The organism is Pedobacter psychrophilus (assembly GCF_001652725.1).
GTDB lineage: Bacteria > Bacteroidota > Bacteroidia > Sphingobacteriales > Sphingobacteriaceae > Pseudopedobacter > Pseudopedobacter psychrophilus.
In genome coordinates this window covers 183,733-203,008 of the sequence record NZ_LWHJ01000028.1, presented here as the reverse complement: position 1 = coordinate 203,008, position 19,276 = coordinate 183,733, and the positions used below count along the sequence as shown (strand labels likewise).

Sequence of the window (19,276 nt, the reverse complement as noted above, 5' to 3'; positions counted from 1 at the left end):
ACAACATGAAAAACAAATTCAAACAAAAATTACTCGTTTTATTGTTCATCTGCTTAAGCTCTTCGGCTTTTGCACAATATGGAGAGGGAACCTATTGGTCTTTAGATGGCAATAATATTATGGAAGTAGAAAATGGCGAAATCGTCTCTAAAAATGCCATGGACGAATCTAAATCTACTACAATAATTACCAAATCAATGCTGACGCCTAAAGGGCAATCAGCATTAAATGTTGTGCGTTTTGCTTTTTCTAACGATAACCAAAAGGTGTTAATTGGCACAAATACCAAAAAAGTTTGGCGTTATGATACCCGAGGAGATTCTTGGGTTTACGATATCCAAACCAAAACCTTAAAACAAATTGGGAAGGACAAGCCAGAATCGTCTTTAATGTTTGCCAAATTTTCTCCTGATGCCAAAAAAGTGGCTTATGTAAGCGGACATAATATTTATGTGGAAGATTTAGCAACTGGAGAAACTAAAGCTTTAACAAACGACGGAACTTTGCGATTGATTAACGGAACTTTTGATTGGGTTTATGAGGAAGAATTTGATTGTAGGGATGGTTTCAGATGGTCACCAGATAGTAAATCCATTGCATATTGGCAAATTGATGCTCGCAAAATCAAAAATTATTTAATGTTGAACACTACAGATTCTCTGTATCCTTTTACCGTTCCTGTAGAATATCCCGTGGTTGGCGAAGACCCTAGTTCTTGTAAAATTGGTGTTGTGGATGTTACAACTGCACAAACCAAATGGATGAATGTTCCAGGCGATCCAATTCAACATTATATCCCAAGAATGGAATGGGCAAACAATTCTTCTCAATTGATTTTACAACAATTGAATAGAAGACAAAACGAAAGCAAAATCATGTTGGTAAACGTGGTTCCTAATTCTGCTAAAACAATTTATAGCGAAACGGATAAGGCATGGATTGATGCAAAAGCAGAATCAACCGGTTGGACGTGGATTGATGGTGGAAAGAAATTTATTTGGCTGAGTCAAAAAGACGGTTGGAAACATATTTACGCAATTGGCTTGGACGGTAAAGAAACTTTAATTACCCCAGGTGATTATGATGCTATTGAATTGAGTAGTGTGGATGAAAAATCTGGAAACGTTTATTTTATGGCTTCGCCAGAAAATGCGACACAAAAATATTTATACTGGGCGCCGATTAAAGGAGGAAAAGCAATCCGTTTAACGCCTGTTAACGAAAGTGGAACTCACAGTTATGACATTTCTCCGAATGGAAAATTAGCGTTCCATAATTATTCTAGCGCAACCACATTTCCAAAAAGCGATGTTGTTGCTTTGCCAAACCATAAAGTTTTGAGCGGCGGAGAAGAAAATCCTAGAGCCAAAGGTTATCCAATACCGAAAGTAGAATTTTTTAAAGTAAAAACTTCTGAAGGAATAGAAATGGATGGATGGATGATAAAGCCAACAAATTTTGATCCCTCTAAAAAATATCCTGTTGTGTTTTATGTTTATGGAGAACCCGCATCACAAACTGTAGTTGATCGTTTTGGTACTGGCTCAAACAGATTGTATAATGGCAATATGGCTAATGACGGCTACATATACATGTCGGTAGAAGGTCGTGGCGCACCAGCACCAAAAGGTAGGGAATGGCGGAAATCTATTTATCATCGCATTGGCGATATCAATATTAAAGATCAGGCTATGGCCGCAAAAGAGATTTTGAAATGGGATTATATCGATAAAGACCGAGTGGCCGTTTGGGGCTGGAGCGGTGGAGGTTCTTCAACTTTAAATTTAATGATGCAATATCCTGATATTTATAAAACCGGGATTTCTGTTGCCGCAGTGGATAATCAGTTGAATTACGATAACATTTATCAGGAACGCTATATGGGATTATTGCCAGAAGACAAGCATTATTTTGTAGACAATTCGCCTTTAGCACATGCAAAATATTTGCAAGGAAATTTATTGTTGGTACACGGTACTGGTGATGATAATGTGCATTACAACAATGCCGAGCAAATGATCAATCAATTGATAAAATACAATAAAACTTTTCAGTTGATGAGTTATCCAAATAGAACACATTCAATTTCTGAAGGTGTAGGTACCAGCAAACATTTAGCTTCTACTTATACCAAATTTTTGAAAGAGAATTGCCCTCCGGGAGGGAAATAGCTATCAGAAAGGCATGAATTTGATAAATTATGGCAACAAATATCTCAAGATTAACAATTAGTGCCTCCAAAGATAAAGTATGGGAAGCGCTAACAAATCCAAAAATTATTAAACTTTGGCAATATGGTAGCGAACTTGAAACTGATTGGAAAGTTGGTCAAAAAATCCGTTTTAAATCTGAATGGGAAGGACAGGTTTTTGAACAATGGGGAACCGTGTTGGAATTTGAACCAAATGAAAAACTAAAGTATAGCTTATTTGCTCCAAGACCAGGCCTAGAAGACAAACCGGAAAATTATTTTGTGATGGAATATGAAATTATTCCAAAAGGGGACATTACAGAATTAATAATAACACAAGAAGACAATCGTTCTGGATCGAAACAAGAAGAGGAACAAGGAGAAGAAAACCCAATATTAAAAAATCTAAAATCCATTATTGAATCAAAAGGTGAATAAGAAAAAATCCTCTTTTTTTTCATAAAAAAGGGCTTGTAAGTACAACACTTGCAAGCCCTTTTTCTAAATTTCAATTATTCTTCAGTAGAAACAACTCTTCTTGTTCCATCGTAGAGTTCATATTCCAATAACCGGCAATCTAATTTTGCGCTGTAAAACTCAATTCTCTTGGCGGCTTTTAAACCTATCTTCTTAGCCAACTCTGGGTTTCCTGTAAAAATATAGCCTTTATATCCTTTACATTCTTGCTTCATAAAATCGCCAATTCGCTTATAAGTAATTTCCAGTTCTGTAAATTGGCCCAAACGTTCTCCGTATTCTGGATTAAACATTACAACACCTTTACCTTCTGGAATTGGCGTTTCTGCAAAATCACAAACCCTAAAATCAATCAAAGTGTCTACTCCTGCCGTTTGTGCGTTACGGATAGAAATATCTATTGCACTTTCAGAAATATCAGAAGCAATGATTTTAAAATCTATGTTTTTGATGACCTGATCTTTAATCTTCTGCCGCTCTGTTAGAAACACTTCCTCATCATAACCTAAAATATGCATGAAACCGTAGTTCATCCTAAATAATCCTGGCGCTCTGTTCGTCGCAATCATAGCCGCTTCAATTGCCAAAGTTCCCGAGCCACACATTGGGTTCACAAAATTAGATTTCTTGTCCCAAGCGGTCGCATAAATAGTTCCTGAAGCCAAGGCTTCCAACATTGGCGCCTTACCCGGAATTTTACGATAGCTATGTTTTGCCAATGTCTCGCCAGAAGTATCAATAAAAATTTCTGCTGCGTTTTCTTTCCAATACAAATGGATTACTGCTTTAGAATAATCAGATCCAGAATCAGGGCGAATCTTATGAATTTGTTTAATTCGATCAACAATTGCATCTTTTACCCGCAAATTTGCAAACAAAGGAGTGGTGATTGTTGGGTTATCCACATTAGAAGTCACAGAAAAATATCCACCAAAATCTATCAATTTTTCCCACTCTAATTTGCTCAGTTTTTCATGTAATTCATCGTGGTTTTCTGCAGTAAAATCATGCAGTTTATATAATACTTGGCTGGCACATCTTAGGTTGAGGTTCAGCCTGATACAATCGTTTAAACTTACGTTTAACTCTACTCCGGTTGGGAAAACCCTAATCGGCGTAAAGCCTAAAGCAATTACCTCTTGCTCCAGGTAAATTGACAGTCTTTTATTACAGGTGATGATCACCTTTGCGGCAGTGTTGAAAACTTGATCCATATAGGTGCGCAATTTACTCAAATAATTTTTAGACTTTTGGAACAGATTCAAACGATTTTATTATGGAAATTAAAGGAAAAGCTCATTATATATCTGACGTAATTAACGTTACAGAAGCGTTCAGAAAAAGAGAGTTAGTAATAGAATTTGCGGAAAACCCACAATACCCAGAGTTTGTGAAGTTTGAGGCAATTCAAGATCGTACTGCTTTAATGGATGGTGTTAAAGTTGGTGACGATGTGGAAGTTTTCTTCAATTTAAAAGGAAGAGAATGGACAAACAAACAAGGCGAGAAACAATATTTCAACACCTTACAATTATGGAAAGTGAATGTACTTGGCGCAACATCTGCCGGTTCAGCTCCATCAAGCCCTGCAATTGCCAGCCCTGTAGATATCAGTGCTACAGCAGGAGAAGATGACGATCTTCCATTCTAAAATTAGCCTATTTTCTAATTACAATGCGATAAAAAGCGGCTTCAACATCCCACGTTGACCGCTTTTTTTATGCTTTAAGCTTTTTCCGTCATGTCGAAGAATGAGACATCTCATCCAATAAGTTTTTTGTTAACTTATATTTATGAGGGCGTTCGGGCGGGCTTTTCACTATATCTTTTTTTGCTATTTGCTTAATGGCTAGAGGCAAAAAAAGGATGCCGTTTCAATCCCTAACGCAAAAAAAACTCGTCATTTCGACGATAGGAAAAATCACACATAAAAGTTATCTATTCCGCTTTGCGCTCTCTGTGGTTAAATTTTTTACAATTCAACCTCATTAACTCCTAAAATAGCTCCTTTATTTTTTTCTTGAACAAACGATATGACGTCAAAATCTTGCTTTTTCATTCCGTTTGGTAAATCAATCTTAACATTTTGGTTAACATCATTTATATTAACAACCATATAATACCTCACTACATTTACATGTGCCAAAGTTCTTCCTCCGTTCTCTCCGGATTTAACATGAGTAGAAACACTTTTTTGAACCAGATTAACAACCAAATCCTTGTTTTTTGCTTTAGCATCAATAATATAATTCAATTCAACTAGTTTATCAGAACTTGATTTTACGGATCCTGATAATTCTAAACTTTCTGATTTTCCTAAATATTTTTTAATTGACCCATTTAATTCTCCGGCAGCAGAACCTACCATTTGGTCTTTTCCGTTCACAATTGCTTGTGGCGTGTAAACTGAACTATTCTTAAAATTATTGGCATATGCTGATTGCCTTTCAGAAAAACGATGGTCGCTAAACATGTCTTTCCAACCTAATCTATTCCAATAATCAACATGGTAAGCCAAAACGTAAACTTTTTTATCCTTATAATTTTCCTTAATCTGCCCCAATAATTTATCAGCAGACGGACAGCTTGAACATCCTTCAGACGTATAAAGTTCTACAACTGCAAAACCGCCTTCATCTTTATTTGAAGTGGTTTTTTCCTCTTTATCTTTTGTAAAACTTAAACAGCCAAATAGCGCAATAGCTATTATAGAAAATGCGAAGGTTACCTTTTTCATTATTGTTGATTAATGTAAAATAAGTTATGCTTTTTTTGCTGCTCTTAATTATATGATTTAGAGAGCATTACTTTATACCAATAACGAAAATTGTTTTTTTATAGTTCTCTACCTAAATAGATTTAATGTCATGAAAAATTTGTCCTTTCTATTGCTGCTTTCTTTGTCCGTTTTATCTTGTAATAAATCATCGAAAGACACTTCTATGGAGCCTCTTGCAGAGGTTGTAATGGATGCCAAACCTCAATCTTCTGATGAATTTAATTCGAAAGACAAAGAAGATAATTCTCCTCCAATAAAAGTAAATCAAGTAGAAACAAAAAATAAAAAAATCATTAAAGACGGCAGCTTATCCATCAAATCTAAAAACATCGGCGAAAGCAAAAAGAATATTGATGCGGTTTTAAAAACCATGAATGCATATTATGAAACGGAAAACCTACAAAATGATAATAACCAAGCTAGTTATGATCTTAAAATAAGAATCCCTTCTGTAAACTTTGAGAAATTAATTTCTGCTATTGAAAAAGGAAATGATGAGGTACTAAACAAAAATATCCAGGCCAGAGATGTAACTGAAGAATTTGTTGATTTAACCTCTCGTTTAGAAAGTAAGCAAGCTTATTTAATCCGTTATAAAGCTTTATTGTCAAAAGCCTCTACCATAAAAGATATTTTAGAAATTGAAGAGAAAATAAGGGTAATTCAAGAAGAAATTGAAAGCGCACAAGGGCGACTTAAATATTTAAAAGACCAAGTTTCTTTTAGCTCGTTATCTGTAAATTTATTTCAAGAAAAAGAATATGTTTATAAACCTAATGGAGAAGATAGCTTTTTGGAGCGTTTTAAAAAATCGGTTGCAAATGGTTGGGAAGCTGTAGTTGGCTTTTTATTGTTGCTTATTAGCGTTTGGCCTTTCCTTATTTTAATTGTTATTGGTGTATATTTATTTAAAAGATACAGATTTATAAACAAAAAATAATTTTTATGACATCTCTTTTTAAAAAATTGAATTATAAAAATTCATCTGAAATACTGATTTTAAATGCTCCTTCTTCCTTTGATTCTGAGCTTTTAGAAATGGAAAATATAACTGCGGTTTTGAGAAATACAAATAGTCTAAAACCTATTGATTTTATACTTTGCTTTGCAAAAAATCAATCAGAATTGGATGAAAGTTTTATTAAGCTAAATCCTTTGTTAAATAACGATTCCATATTTTGGATTTGCTATCCCAAAAAAACTTCTAAGAAATATCAGTGTGATTTTAACCGTGATACTGGCTTTGAAAAAATAAGAGCTGCAGGGTTAGATTCCGTAAGAATGGTTTCTGTTGATGATGATTGGAGTGCATTGAGATTTAGAAATGTTGAGTTAATCAATAGGTAGAAAGATTTTAAGATTCGGTATATTATAAACATATCATTAAAATTGATTCGTTTATAACAATTCTAAAGACTCTCTATCATTTATTTTTTTTCTATTAAATCTATCCCTACCAAAGTATTCGAATTTTGTATGCCTTCTACATATTTGATAAACTTTGCATTAAAAAAGCTTTTTCTAACTTCAAAATATTGCTTTGCTCCCGGTGTATTAATAAAACTTTCCAAAATTTTGTTGTTATCTTCCCAAACATGTTTTTTTATCGAATGATCGCAATAATGTAAGTACATGTTTTCAAACAGTTTAAAAAAACTAAACATGATATGTATGTATTTTGCTTTTTCCTTCTCGTCTAAAGAATCAATTTCTTTACAACCAGATTGAAATATCCAGGATAAATCAGACCCCGCCAAAATCCTATAATTCCATTGCATCAAGTTATTGTAACTAGAATCTTGCATACCGGTTTTTACACCATTAGCTCCAAATCTAACTTGTTGGGCCAAGTATAACAGCGATACCACTATAGATACCGGGCTTAATACATCTGTAATGAGTTTGAAATTAATATCCATAAATAACTTGTTTTATAGTGCTCTAATTAATGATTTATTTGCGAAATGGAATATAAATAAAAAGCCTTATATCCGATTAAAATATAAGGCTCATTTATTTCTTTTTTTATTATTCAATAATAATCTTCACCGTTTTTTGGCTTTCGCCGATTTGCAGTAAATAAGTTCCATTGGCCAGTTTCTCGTTTATTCGATAGGTAACTGTTTCACCATTAAAGTTTAGTTTCTCGCTGATGACTTTCCTTCCAGATAAATCATAAATGCTCAGATTTTGAAACCCCTTCAGGTTTGAGTTTTTGATATTGATTATTCCATCTTTAACAGGGTTTGGATACACGGATAATAGCTCTTCTTTTAAGTTGGCTATTTTAACTGTTCTAATCCCCAATTCTTCGGTCTTACCGTCCAAATCTGTTTGGCTTAGTTTATAATAATTAGTTCCTAAAAAAGGATTGAAATCTATGGTTTCATAATTTGCTCCATTATCTCCTTTAGATTTTACGGTATTCAATTGCTGAAATGTTTTACCATCCTCGCTTTTAGAAATGGTGAAATAATCGTTCTTGGTTTCTGAAGCAGTTTGCCAATTTAAACTGACTTGGTTTTGGTTTTTGATGGCTGCTTCTAAGCTGATTAGTTTTACTGGCAGGGTAGTAATTCCCTCATAAGCGCCCATATCTATTCCACTACCTTGTGGTCGACTTATGCCATTTATATCTGTACTTGGTGCTCCGGTAGCTGTTCCAGCATCAATTGCAGGAGAACCAGAAAGCAATCTCAAATCGCCATTAGCTGCATTTACAAATTTTGGGTCTTGGTTATTGATGATTCCCGTACCTGTAGCGTAAGTACTGTTTTGTTGGGTGATGGAATAGGTAACGGAAAGATTTGCACTAGGATCAACACGAGAACCATTATCTATATCAGATCCTGTTTCATCTGTATTTCCTCGTTGTTTACTTCCCCAGAAAATACAGTTTACTATAGACGAATTAAATGTACCTTTTGCGCTCGTCATGATGTCTTCTCTATTATCAAGATATATTGCGCCTCCAAAAGCATTGCAAGAATTTTCATTTAAAGTACAGTTTTTGAGTTTCAAATCTAATGACGCTTGATAATTTTCTATTGACAGCGCTCCGCCAAAACCGTTTGTAGAAGTATTTTTATCAAAGATTGAATTTGTGATTGTTAATGATTTATTGCTCGTACTATAACATTCCAGTCTAATGGCTCCTCCAAAGGTGAGGCAACTGTTAGATTTAAATAAACATTCATTAATAACTTGACTTCCTGTAGCTCCAGAACTATAGTAAAACTCAACTGCACCTGCAGAAGTATTTGAAGAGTTATTTATAAACGAACAAGCATTAAACGCCAAATTGCATAAGGAACTATAATTTCTAACTTCAACGGCACCTGCAATTTGCGCCCTATTTGATTGAAATATACAGTTTGAAATTTGAGGACTTGTTTCGTTGTTTCCGTCAGCTATGACAAGTAAACCGCCGCCTAAATTAAATAGTGCCCCACCAAAAGCGTTGCCTTTGGTAATAGTTAAACCGTCTATCACACAAGTATTGAGTATAGCTCCGTTGCTCGTGGTACTACTAATCACCATCACGTGGTAAGCATTGTTACTGTAGTCATCGTCAGCGTTCATATCCCCGCTTAGCGTAGTGATGTTGCTTCCCGCAATTCTTTGGCTTATATTAGTTTCTGTACCTGCAAAACCTCCGTAAAGCTTTATATTTTTGGTAATATAAAAAGTATTATCCGCAGCATTGGTTACTGCAGTACCTGCTATATTTTTAGTAGGCACATAAGTTCCAGATGCAACCCAAATCTCATCACTAGCTATTGCCACATCTAAAGCTTTTTGTACTGTTTTATAGGCGGTTGCCCAAGTAGTGCCAATTGCAACATCACTGCCCGTGGATTTCACATAATATCTTGTTACCGCACCTTCATAAGCACCCATATCTATACCGCTTCCCTGTGGTCTTGGTTTGCCTGTAATATCTGTACTTGGTGCTCCGGTAGCTGTTCCAGAGTTAATTGCTGGCGAACCTACAAGCAATCTGAAATCGCCATTTGCAGCATCTACAAATTTTGGGTTTTGATTATTAATAATGCCTGTGCCTGTAGAAAATGCACTGTTCTGCTGGGTCATGCTGTAACTTACTCCTATAGTTGCTGTACCTTCTGTTGCATTTATTTCACTGCCCATTGATACCCCATTGTTATCCAAATTATTTTGATAAAATATGGAATTACTTACCGCTGTACTCATTGTGCTGTTATCCAAATTTCTATTGTTTATAACTCCTGCCGCAGCTACTCCCTTGTTTTTATAAAACGTGTTATTTATAAATTTAGAATTGACAGTGGCGCCTCCTGATGCGTTAAACAACACTACTCCAGGTCCATCTGTAGAACTATTTGAATCAAAAAGACAATTGGTAAAATTCGTGTTTATTATGGCGGTTGAACCAAAACCTTGAATAATGATTGGTCCTCCTGTACCATCAATTGTATTTCCTCTAAATGTTGTATTGGTTAAATTGAAGGTTACGTTTAATGGGCCATATTGTGCGCCAGCGTTAAATATATTTATAGGATTAGCGTTTTTTTGAAATAAACAGTTTATTACATTAATGGTGCTATTCGATGATATAAAATCCCTTTGATCTGTAGAGTAAGTATCAAAATTGAATAGTATTGAGTTATCTTGATTTTCAGGAAATAAACAACTATTTAAACTCAAATTATTACTACCTGTTGTTGTATTTGCAGCTATTGCTGCTCCTCTATTATTAAATACGTTATTTCTGAAAGTACAATTTTCTATTTTTGCACTACAAATCGCTTCGTTTATTTTTAGATAGATGGCTCCACCGCCTGATTCAAGATTAAAGCCTGTGGTTGGCTTACCTGATGGAAAACCATTTATAATAGAAAAACCATCTATAATACAATTATTGGAAAGATTGCCCGTAATGGTAGCGTCCATATAAATTACATTATAGGCATTATCGTTATCAATACCATTTGCAGTAAAATCTCCATTAAGAATGGTAATGTTTTTATCTTTAATTCTTTGGTTTATATTATTTTCTGTACCCGCAAAACCTCCATATAATTTTATGTTTTTAGTGAGGTAGAACGTATTGTCGCGAGCATTTGCTACTGTAGCGCCAGCAATATTTTTTGTAGGGACATAGTTTCCAGATGCAACCCAAATCTCATCGTTTGTTATAGCAACCTCCAAAGCTTTTTGTACAGTTTTATAGGCGGTTGCCCAGGTGATGCCATTTGCGGCATCGCTACCTGTGGTTTTTACATAATAAACTGTTGCGTTTACGTGGGTAATTGTTAGTGCAAGTAAAAATAAAAGTATTAATTTTTTCATATTTCGATAGATTGGGAATCATTTTGCTAGGTAAAGCTAAACCAAATAGATTTCCCATACCACTACCCACCCGGGTAGTTTTTTAGAAAATCGCGTTTAAACAGCTTTAAAGGTGCTTTAAAAGTTTAGAGAATTTTGATTTATGGCTGTTATAGACTTCTAAGATTAACCTAAGTGACTATAAAATTTGTTCAATTCTTGTCTATTGTTAACTTCTAATTGGCGGTATATGTTTTTGATGTGATATTTTATGGTATCTATGGAAACAAACATTTCTTCAGCTATTTGCCTATTGTTATACCCTTTTTGAGCTTGTTTTATAATTAGCAGTTCTTTATCGGAAAAAATATTTGAAATATCCTTTTTTATAGCGCCTCTTTCATTAAAATAATTGATGACCTTTTTAGCAATTTGTGGGCTCATGGATGCCCCACCATTATTAACATCAATTAATCCTTCTTTAATTTCTTTTAAAGATGTGTTTTTTAGTAAATAACCTGAAGCCCCTGCTTTTAAAGATTGAAAAATGTAATCTTCTTCATCAAAAACGGTAAACATCACTATGTGAATTTTAGGATGTATTTGTTTTAACCGCCATACCAACTCTACTCCAGATATTCCCGGTAAGCCTATATCGCACAATAAAATATCAATAGTGCCAACAGCAATATTACATAGAAATTCTTCTGCATTTGGTGAAGCAATTAATAATTGAATCTCTTTTTGTTTAGAAAAATAACTCTCTAAGGCTTCTCTTATATCTTCCGTATCTTCTACAATTGCCAGTTTCAACATCTTTCGTAAATAATATATTTCTAAATAGTATTTCTCTTTTTTAAAATTAATAAAACCGCTGTTCCGTTAAGATTAGAATCGATTTTAATTTCACTTTTAATGGCTAATGCCCTGTTTTTAATATTTCTTAACCCTTGTCCTGTGTTTTCATTTACACTAGTAATTCCTTTTCCATTGTCTTTAATTTCTATTTCTATCTGATTTTGAAAAAACTTGATGTGCAATAAAACATGAGAAGCTTGAGCATGTTTACGGCTATTGTTTAGTGTTTCTTTAATAATTAAATAAATAGCTTGTCTTTTTTTCTGAGAAATCTTTTTAGGTTTTTCTCCCTCTGTTACAATTTCAAACCGAGAAGAAGATGTTTCAAACAATTCGTTACCGTAATGTTTAATTTTTGCTAATAAGCTTTTCCAATTATCGTTACGGGCATCTATTGACCATACAATATCTCGCATGGCTTGTACTGCTTCTTTACTATTTCTACTAATTTTCTTTGCGTATTTTGCAACTTCATCGCTGTCTTCAATTAGTTCGGCCTGCATAGAAATAGTGGTTAATAACCCTCCAACTTCATCATGCAAATCTGATGATATATTACTTCTTAAGATTTGCTCTTTTTTAATCTTATTAATTTTATTGAGGTAAAACCAGTAGGCTATTGAACAACCGATAATCAGCAGAAATACTTTAAACCACCATGTTTCATAATAATAAGGAAGTTTTTGAATATCTATTCTTTGCATTGCCTCTAATTGATCTTCCGCACCAGCTTTTACTAACATTTGATAATCTCCATGTTTAAGTCCGGCTAGAGAAACCGGCTGACCAATTGATAGGGATTGCCACGTCTCGTTGTTAAGTTTATATACAAATTGCTCTGAGTTTCTAAAGTTTTCTGGAAAACCTATTCCAATATTGATAAAGTTTTGATTAGGTTTTAGAATTATTGGCTCTTTAGTTTTTTTGTAAGGATAAGTGTAGTCGAAAATGATTTTATCATCCTTCTCATCAACAAAACTTAATTCAGATATGATACTTTTTGATAATTTAGTTGTTTTAAACCAATCTTTATTCATGTTTAAAACGGTATATCCATTTAAACCTCCAAAATATGCCTGGTTAGTTTCTTTATCATAGAATGAAGCTCCATAATTAAATTCATTTTGGGTTAGACCGTCTTTTTCATCCAGTTTTTTAATTGAATTTCCTTCAATTAAATTAAGTCCGTTGCTTGTTCCCGCTATTTTTACTTTACCTGCAATCTCTAAACTGTAAACCAAATCATCACTTAAACCATTAGATTTAGTATAAGACTTTAAAATTTTTCCATTCCAATCAATCGCAACCAAACCTTGGCCATCAGTAGCCAGCCAAATACTATCTTTTTTAATGATCTGTTTATAAACTCCTGTCGTTCTGTTTTTAGGATAAATTTTTTGAAGCTTTTTATCCTTGTATATCATTAAACCTAGATGAGTGCTTAAGAGGATTTTATTGCCTAGTATACTAATATTTCTGACCTGTAAATTGCTTGTTTCGGCAAACGGTTTTAGTTTAAAAGTTTTTTTATTAACCGACCACAAGCCGTTCATTGTGCCAATTAAATAATTAGTTTCATCCTCCGAAATACTTAATACATAGTTGGTTAAACTTAGATTAGAAATGTATATCTGTTCTTGTGGTAAATTAAACTCGAACTGCTTTAATGTGTGATTTTTTCTATCGTAAATTTTTAAAAAACCTCCTTCTGTACCAATTAATAATTCATTATCATTTATGGGATAAACCGTGTGAACGCTGTGTAAAGTGTCTAAAAAATCTGTTTTACCTTTTTTATCAATATAACCTGCTCCGCCATATGAACTGTAAAAAATACTTCCTTCTTTAAATTTATAAATACCTCTAGTGCTCTTATTAAAATTTTTGTTTCGTGGAATGAGAGATGAAATTCCAGATTCGTTCTGATAAACTACAAAAACCCCGTTTGATGTCGCTAAGTAAATATCCTTTTTTTCGATATATACATCGAAAATATCCAATATATTTTCAGCTGAAAATTTAAAATGGTTGATGATATTTAAATTGTTTTTATCTAAAATAGAGATTTCGCCCCTTCTGGTATAAGCGTTAAAAAATGGTCCATCAAATAGTGAATGTCCTTCTCCGGTTGATATATTTTTAGCTCCTGAGTTGTTTATTTTTTCTGCTTTAATACCATCAAAATTAAACATGCCTTTTTCAAATACATCTAATAATAAACCATCTTTTTTACTTGTTATAAATCTGATGGAGCCTTTAATACTTAAACTATTATACCTTTTTGTTTTAAAATCATTTATGTCGATACTTAACAATTCACCAATAGAATTTCCAAACCAAACTTTGTTATTCCATAATTGAGGTTTTGCGGATATTAAAGCGTTTTGTGAATTGAGCGCTTTATTGTGAAAATCGTTAATTAGTATAATTTTTCCCTTGTTCCATATTAAAATGTGTCCGCTTAGTAATGAAATAAATACTTTTCCGGGTTTTAATTCTGTAATTGATATTACATCCTTTATAGTAGACTTTGGTAATAAATTTTCTGGTAAGGTATTTAGTTTCCAAGTTTTAAGGTCTAAATAAGCAATGCTAGAAACACCACCTATCCATAACTTATCATCAGAACCAATTGTAATACAAAGGGGAATATCTTTAAAAATCTGATTATTGAGTTCTAAAGATTTAGATACATTTAACGATTTATATCCATCAAACCGGTATATAATTCCATTTGATAAATACCATATAAACCCATTAGAATCTTTAGTAATTCCTTTTACCGTAATATTTTCACGCTGAGAAAAAAGTTTAAGTTTGGTTATTGAGAAATTTTGAGCTGAAGAAGTTTTAGCACATAAACCCACAAGTAAAATAATTACAGTTATTGCGCAATAATATTTATATGATATAGGTTTCAGGGTGGCTTTTGTAAGTAAATATTTTATCCTTATAAGCTAATTGATTATTTTGTGATTATGACAATTGTTTTTCGTTATTAATTTTTACGAAATTTTGAAGCAAAAAGTTTTTCTATTCAGGGCATTGAAAAAAAAATTTATCTATTATATATAATCAACTCTTTTCCTTTCTCCATTATCACATCTCTCTTAGCTAATACATCATCAAAATTTTCCTTTACTTCATATTTAGGAAAAACCCCTCTTCCATAAAGATTTCTTTTGTCGGTAATCTGTATCACTTTTAACGGTAAACGTAATTTTAATCCTGTATTTGGAAGATTTAAAAAAGGAATACTTCCAGCAGTACACTGATTATAGCCACCGCCAGATTCTTCACCTACAAAAGTTCCTCTATTCACTGATTGTAGGTTTGCAGAAAGCAAAGAAGTGGCTGAAAATGAATAACCATTTATCAATACAATTAAATCTTTTTTGAATACATTCTCTAGTGGTTTTTTTAAAGCTGTTGTAGGTAAAAAACCATATTTCCCTATACTATCTTTATGGTTTAAAAATATGCCGGTTATTAAGCTAATTGGTAGTGTAATTATTTTAGCAACTTTAAAAGCAGTTTTTTTATCTTCATATTTTATAGATTGAAAATAGGAGTTATTCATATAAGCTCTACCGTTAAATTTATGGGGTTGATCATATAAATACCTGAATAACCTATTACAAGCCATTAAATTTCCACCTCCATTATTTCTTATATCTAAAATGAGGTGCTGTGTATCATTATCTTTTAATTCATTAAAACTCTCTCTAAAAAACTTCTTAAAATTAGAATTATCAAATGAAAAGCTTTTAACGGTCATGATAGCTGTACTATTTAAAACTGAATCATATTTTAAATCTAGTAGTGGCATTCCAAAATCATCAATCCCTTTATAACGGTTTGCTCTTTTTAATTTTTGAGCTTGTTTATCATCAATCTTTTTCTTTCCAATTTCTTGTGGTGTCAATAGCTTTTTATCTTCTTTAGCTGGTTTAATGGTTTTTAAAACATAATAATAGGTGCTATCTCCTCTTTTTAGGGTAAGTTTTGAAGAATCACTTTTTCCATAGCTTAAATAATAATAAGCATCAAATGATTTATCTAAAACCCGATTGTAAAAAGTTTTATTATAACCATCTGAAGAATATAAGCTTTGTGCTTTTTTTATGATTTCTGATGCTGGATTACTATCAATAGCAATGATTTCAGCGCCCTTAAGCAGAATTTTTAATTCTATCTTATTTACAGATTCTACAAATATTCTATTGCTATCAACAAAATAATATAATTGAGATAATGGCTTTGATCCCGCCTTTTTGATACTATCTTTTTGAAATTTGTTAAGCGAAATTCCGGGATATACAATTCTTGTATGTCCACATTTTACTGCAGCAACTACAGGAGCTAATTCTCTGTAAAATTGTAAAGGAGTTAAATAATCTTTTAAAGTGCTTTTTAAACTATCAAATTTAAAATCTAATTCTTTTTTATTGATATACCAGTAAACACCAGGATGATTATCTTCTAAAGAGTTTTGAACTATTTCTAAATCTTTCTTTAATTCTTGAGGAGCATGTTTTGATGTTATTTTTGTATTGAATTTTTGTTGGGATTTGCAGGATAATATTAAACTTGTAACAAGTAAAAGATGGATTATTTTGTTTTTCATTTTTTACAAACCTAACTCTGCAGAAATCTGCAACATTCTTTCTATTGGTTTTCTTGCTCTTTCAATTATTTCACGTGGAACATCAATTTCTGGTAACTCATTTTTTAAACATAAATATAGCTTTTCCAACGTATTACGTTTCATGTGTGGGCAATCATTACAAGCACAAGCATTATTTGGCGGTGCTGGTATAAAACTTTTATCTGGACTAGATTTTTCCATTTGATGGATAATTCCAGATTCGGTAGCTACAATAAATTGTGTTGCAGGATTATTAACAGTGTAATTTAACAAACCTGTAGTAGAGCCCACATAATCTGCCATTTCTAAAACTAACTCTTCGCATTCTGGATGCGCAATAAATTTAGCATCTGGATGACGCTCTTTTAATTTGGTAATTTTTTCACGGGCAAAAATCTCATGTACCATGCAGGCTCCATTCCATAAAACCATATCACGCCCAGTCTTTTTAATCACATAGGCACCTAAATTTTTATCTGGTCCAAAAATTATCTTTTGGTCTTTAGGCAAACTATTTACAATCTGAACTGCATTGCTAGAAGTACAAACAATATCGCTTAACGCTTTAAGTTCTGCAGTACAATTTACATAAGTGATTACTAAGTGATCTGGATATTTTTCTTTAAACTTTTTAAATAGGTGAGGAGGACAACTATCAGACAAAGAACATCCTGCTTTAGCATCGGGCAATAAAACCTTTTTATTTGGAGATAAAATCTTTGCCGTTTCGGCCATAAAATGAACTCCGGCAAAAACTATAACTTCAGCATCTGTTTTTGCAGCTTCTTGCGAAAGCCCTAAACTATCACCAATATAATCTGCAATATCTTGTATATCAGATTCTTGATAATAATGAGCCAAGATAACTGCATTCTTTTCTTTTTTTAATTTATTGATTTCTTCAAACAGATCTAAAGTTGGATCAATTGCTTCATCAATAAAACCTTTTAAATTTATTTCTTCTGCTACGTTCATGATTTTCTTCTTCAAATGTAGAATTTCAAAATTAAGCTTTTCCACCATTCCAATAACAAACAATTATTTTATATAGAAAGATATTATTATTTATTAGGGTGTTAGTTTGGTGCAAAAGTTTGTGGTATTTATTTTGTATAACTGATTATTAAAATAGAATTAACATGTTGTTAACATTAACTTCATATTATCTATCTGATTTTCAATATACTTCTAAAAACCTAAATTAATTTTACTTTTTTATACTGTTAGTGCTTATCAAATTTAAAAAGTTAGTTAACTCTATTTTTTATGATGGTAATGAGCTCATAAATAAATTACATTTTCATTTTTATGAAGGTTATTAACATAACTAAAAACTTTTAATAAATTACATACATCAAACCAACACATTTTAGGATGTTTTAAACATCTTTTAAATTACGTGGTTTTAAGATAAATAAAATATATGAAAAATGTTGATTTCTTAGTCATAGGTTCGGGTATTGCTGGATTAAGTTTTGCACTAAAGGCGGCCAAACATGGTAAAGTTCTGATAGTTACAAAATCTAATGAAGACGAATCTAACACTAAGTATGCCCAAGGTGGAGTTGCAGTAGTTGTGGATAAACAAGAAGATTCCTTTGAAAAGCACATACAAGATACCTTGATTGCAGGTGATGGTTTGTGTGATAAAAAGGTTGTGGAAATTGTTGTAAAAGAAGGTCCAGATAGAATTAGTGAGATTATTGAATACGGAACTAACTTTGATAAAACAAAATTAGGTGTTTATGATTTAGCAAAAGAAGGTGGACATTCAGAACATAGGGTGTTACATTATAAAGATATTACAGGCTTCGAGATTGAAAGAGCTTTGTTACAAGAGATACATGAAAATCCTAATATTGAAATACTAACTCACTATTTTGTTGTCGATTTAATTACCCAACACCATTTAGGAAAATTTGTAAATCGCCATTCAGAAGATATTGAATGTTATGGAGCCTACGCTTTAGACACAAAATCTGGATTAATAGAAAAGTTTTTATCTAAAATTACAATTTTGGCAGCTGGTGGTGCAGGGCATATTTATAGCTCAACAACTAATCCTACTATTGCTACTGGTGATGGAGTGGCCATGGCTTATCGGGCTAAAGCCAAAATTAGAAATATGGAGTTTATACAATTCCATCCAACTGCTTTATATAATCCAGGCGAATATCCAGCATTTTTAATTTCTGAAGCTGTTCGTGGTTTCGGAGGCGTATTGAAAAGGAAAGATGGAGTGGAATTTATGTATGAGTACGATGAGCGAGGTTCTTTAGCACCAAGGGATATTGTAGCCAGGGCAATAGATAATGAAATGAAAAAATCTGGTGATGACTTTGTTTATTTGGATATTACACATCGTAAGAAAGCTGATATTCTAGAACATTTTCCTAATATATATGCAAGGTGTCTTTCTATTGGTTTGGATATGACAAAAGATATGATTCCTGTAACTCCTGCTTGTCATTATATGTGTGGAGGAGTTATGGTTAATGAAAATGGACAATCTTCATTAAAAGGATTATACGCCTGTGGCGAGGTAACTTCAACAGGTTTACACGGCGCTAATAGGTTAGCTTCTAATTCTTTATTAGAAGCATTGGTTTTTGCACATCGTATTTATCTGCATTCAAAAGATAGATTATCAGAATTTAATATTCCTGAAGAAATTCCTGATTGGAATGATAAAAACACTCAACTTTCTAACGAAGATATTTTGGTAACGCATAATATCAGGGAAATGCAAAAAATGATGAGTGATTATGTTGGTATTGTACGTTCTGATTTCAGATTAGAAAGAGCAATGCGGAGGTTAGGATTATTATACGAAGAAACAGAAGATTTTTATAAGAAGACAAAGCTATCGGTTAAATTATGTGAGTTAAGAAACTTGATTCAAGTGGCTTACATTGTAATTAAGTCCGCTATGGAACGTAAAGAAAGTAGAGGTTTACACTTTACAACAGATTATCCAAATCATTTAGATCAATTAAACGATACTATTTTATAA

The 19,276-nt window shown here is 32.7% G+C and carries 14 protein-coding genes; 6 read left to right on the top strand and 8 right to left on the bottom strand.

Features of this window, described 5'->3' with window-relative positions; all coding sequences use genetic code 11:
- The first annotated feature begins 5 nt into the window (after window positions 1–5).
- Together A5893_RS11530 and A5893_RS11525 are read left to right on the top strand one after the other, a co-directional pair.
- On the top strand, window positions 6–2,171 hold the full coding sequence (locus A5893_RS11530) for a S9 family peptidase (protein ID WP_068822720.1): 2,166 nt from the start codon (window positions 6–8) through the stop codon (window positions 2,169–2,171).
- A 29-nt stretch (window positions 2,172–2,200) separates the two neighbouring features.
- The gene (locus A5893_RS11525) at window positions 2,201–2,629 is read left to right on the top strand and encodes an SRPBCC domain-containing protein (protein WP_068822719.1); all 429 of its coding nucleotides are present in this window, start codon (window positions 2,201–2,203) and stop codon (window positions 2,627–2,629) included.
- A gap of 74 nt (window positions 2,630–2,703) precedes the next feature.
- Here A5893_RS11525 and A5893_RS11520 read toward each other — a convergent pair whose 3' ends face one another.
- A complete protein-coding gene (locus A5893_RS11520; RefSeq protein ID WP_068822718.1) occupies window positions 2,704–3,882 on the bottom strand; it encodes a THUMP domain-containing class I SAM-dependent RNA methyltransferase in 1,179 nt (392 codons plus the stop codon).
- 62 nt (window positions 3,883–3,944) lie between these two features.
- Here A5893_RS11520 and A5893_RS11515 point away from each other — a divergent pair, with 62 nt between their 5' ends.
- Window positions 3,945–4,319 (top strand): DUF3127 domain-containing protein, encoded by a 375-nt coding sequence (locus A5893_RS11515; protein WP_068822717.1) that lies wholly within the window; start codon window positions 3,945–3,947, stop codon window positions 4,317–4,319.
- Window positions 4,320–4,640: 321 nt separating this feature from the next.
- Here the strand turns inward: A5893_RS11515 and A5893_RS11510 are convergent, their stop codons facing one another.
- Window positions 4,641–5,405, bottom strand: a complete 765-nt coding sequence (locus A5893_RS11510; protein ID WP_068822716.1) for a DUF1223 domain-containing protein — start codon at window positions 5,403–5,405, stop codon at window positions 4,641–4,643.
- 130 nt (window positions 5,406–5,535) lie between these two features.
- Between A5893_RS11510 and A5893_RS11505 the strand changes: the two genes are divergently transcribed.
- Window positions 5,536–6,387: a DUF4349 domain-containing protein gene (locus A5893_RS11505; RefSeq protein WP_068822715.1), complete on the top strand. Its 852-nt coding sequence runs from the start codon at window positions 5,536–5,538 to the stop codon at window positions 6,385–6,387.
- Window positions 6,388–6,392: 5 nt separating this feature from the next.
- Window positions 6,393–6,794: a DUF3052 family protein gene (locus tag A5893_RS11500; RefSeq protein ID WP_068822714.1), complete on the top strand. Its 402-nt coding sequence runs from the start codon at window positions 6,393–6,395 to the stop codon at window positions 6,792–6,794.
- Window positions 6,795–6,874: 80 nt separating this feature from the next.
- On the opposite strand, the gene A5893_RS11495 is transcribed toward A5893_RS11500, so the two are convergent.
- The 6 genes from A5893_RS11495 to nadA form a co-directional block, all read right to left on the bottom strand.
- Entirely contained in the window at window positions 6,875–7,366 is a 492-nt protein-coding gene (locus A5893_RS11495) for a hypothetical protein (protein ID WP_068822713.1), read from the bottom strand.
- Window positions 7,367–7,475: 109 nt separating this feature from the next.
- A complete protein-coding gene (locus tag A5893_RS11490) occupies window positions 7,476–10,778 on the bottom strand; it encodes a choice-of-anchor Q domain-containing protein (protein ID WP_068822712.1) in 3,303 nt (1,100 codons plus the stop codon).
- Window positions 10,779–10,943: 165 nt separating this feature from the next.
- Window positions 10,944–11,573 (bottom strand): response regulator transcription factor, encoded by a 630-nt coding sequence (locus tag A5893_RS11485; protein WP_068822711.1) that lies wholly within the window; start codon window positions 11,571–11,573, stop codon window positions 10,944–10,946.
- Between the two features lie 20 nt (window positions 11,574–11,593).
- Window positions 11,594–14,482, bottom strand: a complete 2,889-nt coding sequence (locus tag A5893_RS11480) for a sensor histidine kinase (protein ID WP_068822710.1) — start codon at window positions 14,480–14,482, stop codon at window positions 11,594–11,596.
- A 191-nt stretch (window positions 14,483–14,673) separates the two neighbouring features.
- Window positions 14,674–16,242: a S41 family peptidase gene (locus tag A5893_RS11475; protein WP_068822709.1), complete on the bottom strand. Its 1,569-nt coding sequence runs from the start codon at window positions 16,240–16,242 to the stop codon at window positions 14,674–14,676.
- 3 nt (window positions 16,243–16,245) lie between these two features.
- The gene (gene nadA, locus A5893_RS11470) at window positions 16,246–17,238 is read right to left on the bottom strand and encodes a quinolinate synthase NadA (RefSeq protein WP_068822708.1); all 993 of its coding nucleotides are present in this window, start codon (window positions 17,236–17,238) and stop codon (window positions 16,246–16,248) included.
- Window positions 17,239–17,686: 448 nt separating this feature from the next.
- Here nadA and nadB point away from each other — a divergent pair, with 448 nt between their 5' ends.
- Window positions 17,687–19,276 (top strand): L-aspartate oxidase, encoded by a 1,590-nt coding sequence (gene nadB / locus A5893_RS11465; protein WP_068822707.1) that lies wholly within the window; start codon window positions 17,687–17,689, stop codon window positions 19,274–19,276.

Excerpts from the sequence above, each read along its gene's own strand:
- A5893_RS11530 (WP_068822720.1), top strand. The coding sequence starts at position 6 with ATGAAAAACAAATTCAAACAAAAATTACTCGTTTTATTGTTCATCTGC.
- A5893_RS11525 (WP_068822719.1), top strand. The coding sequence starts at position 2,201 with ATGGCAACAAATATCTCAAGATTAACAATTAGTGCCTCCAAAGATAAA.
- A5893_RS11520 (WP_068822718.1), bottom strand. The coding sequence starts at position 3,882 with ATGGATCAAGTTTTCAACACTGCCGCAAAGGTGATCATCACCTGTAAT.
- A5893_RS11515 (WP_068822717.1), top strand. The coding sequence starts at position 3,945 with ATGGAAATTAAAGGAAAAGCTCATTATATATCTGACGTAATTAACGTT.
- A5893_RS11510 (WP_068822716.1), bottom strand. The coding sequence starts at position 5,405 with ATGAAAAAGGTAACCTTCGCATTTTCTATAATAGCTATTGCGCTATTT.
- A5893_RS11505 (WP_068822715.1), top strand. The coding sequence starts at position 5,536 with ATGAAAAATTTGTCCTTTCTATTGCTGCTTTCTTTGTCCGTTTTATCT.
- A5893_RS11500 (WP_068822714.1), top strand. The coding sequence starts at position 6,393 with ATGACATCTCTTTTTAAAAAATTGAATTATAAAAATTCATCTGAAATA.
- A5893_RS11495 (WP_068822713.1), bottom strand. The coding sequence starts at position 7,366 with ATGGATATTAATTTCAAACTCATTACAGATGTATTAAGCCCGGTATCT.
- A5893_RS11490 (WP_068822712.1), bottom strand. The coding sequence starts at position 10,778 with ATGAAAAAATTAATACTTTTATTTTTACTTGCACTAACAATTACCCAC.
- A5893_RS11485 (WP_068822711.1), bottom strand. The coding sequence starts at position 11,573 with ATGTTGAAACTGGCAATTGTAGAAGATACGGAAGATATAAGAGAAGCC.
- A5893_RS11475 (WP_068822709.1), bottom strand. The coding sequence starts at position 16,242 with ATGAAAAACAAAATAATCCATCTTTTACTTGTTACAAGTTTAATATTA.
- nadA (WP_068822708.1), bottom strand. The coding sequence starts at position 17,238 with ATGAACGTAGCAGAAGAAATAAATTTAAAAGGTTTTATTGATGAAGCA.
- nadB (WP_068822707.1), top strand. The coding sequence starts at position 17,687 with ATGAAAAATGTTGATTTCTTAGTCATAGGTTCGGGTATTGCTGGATTA.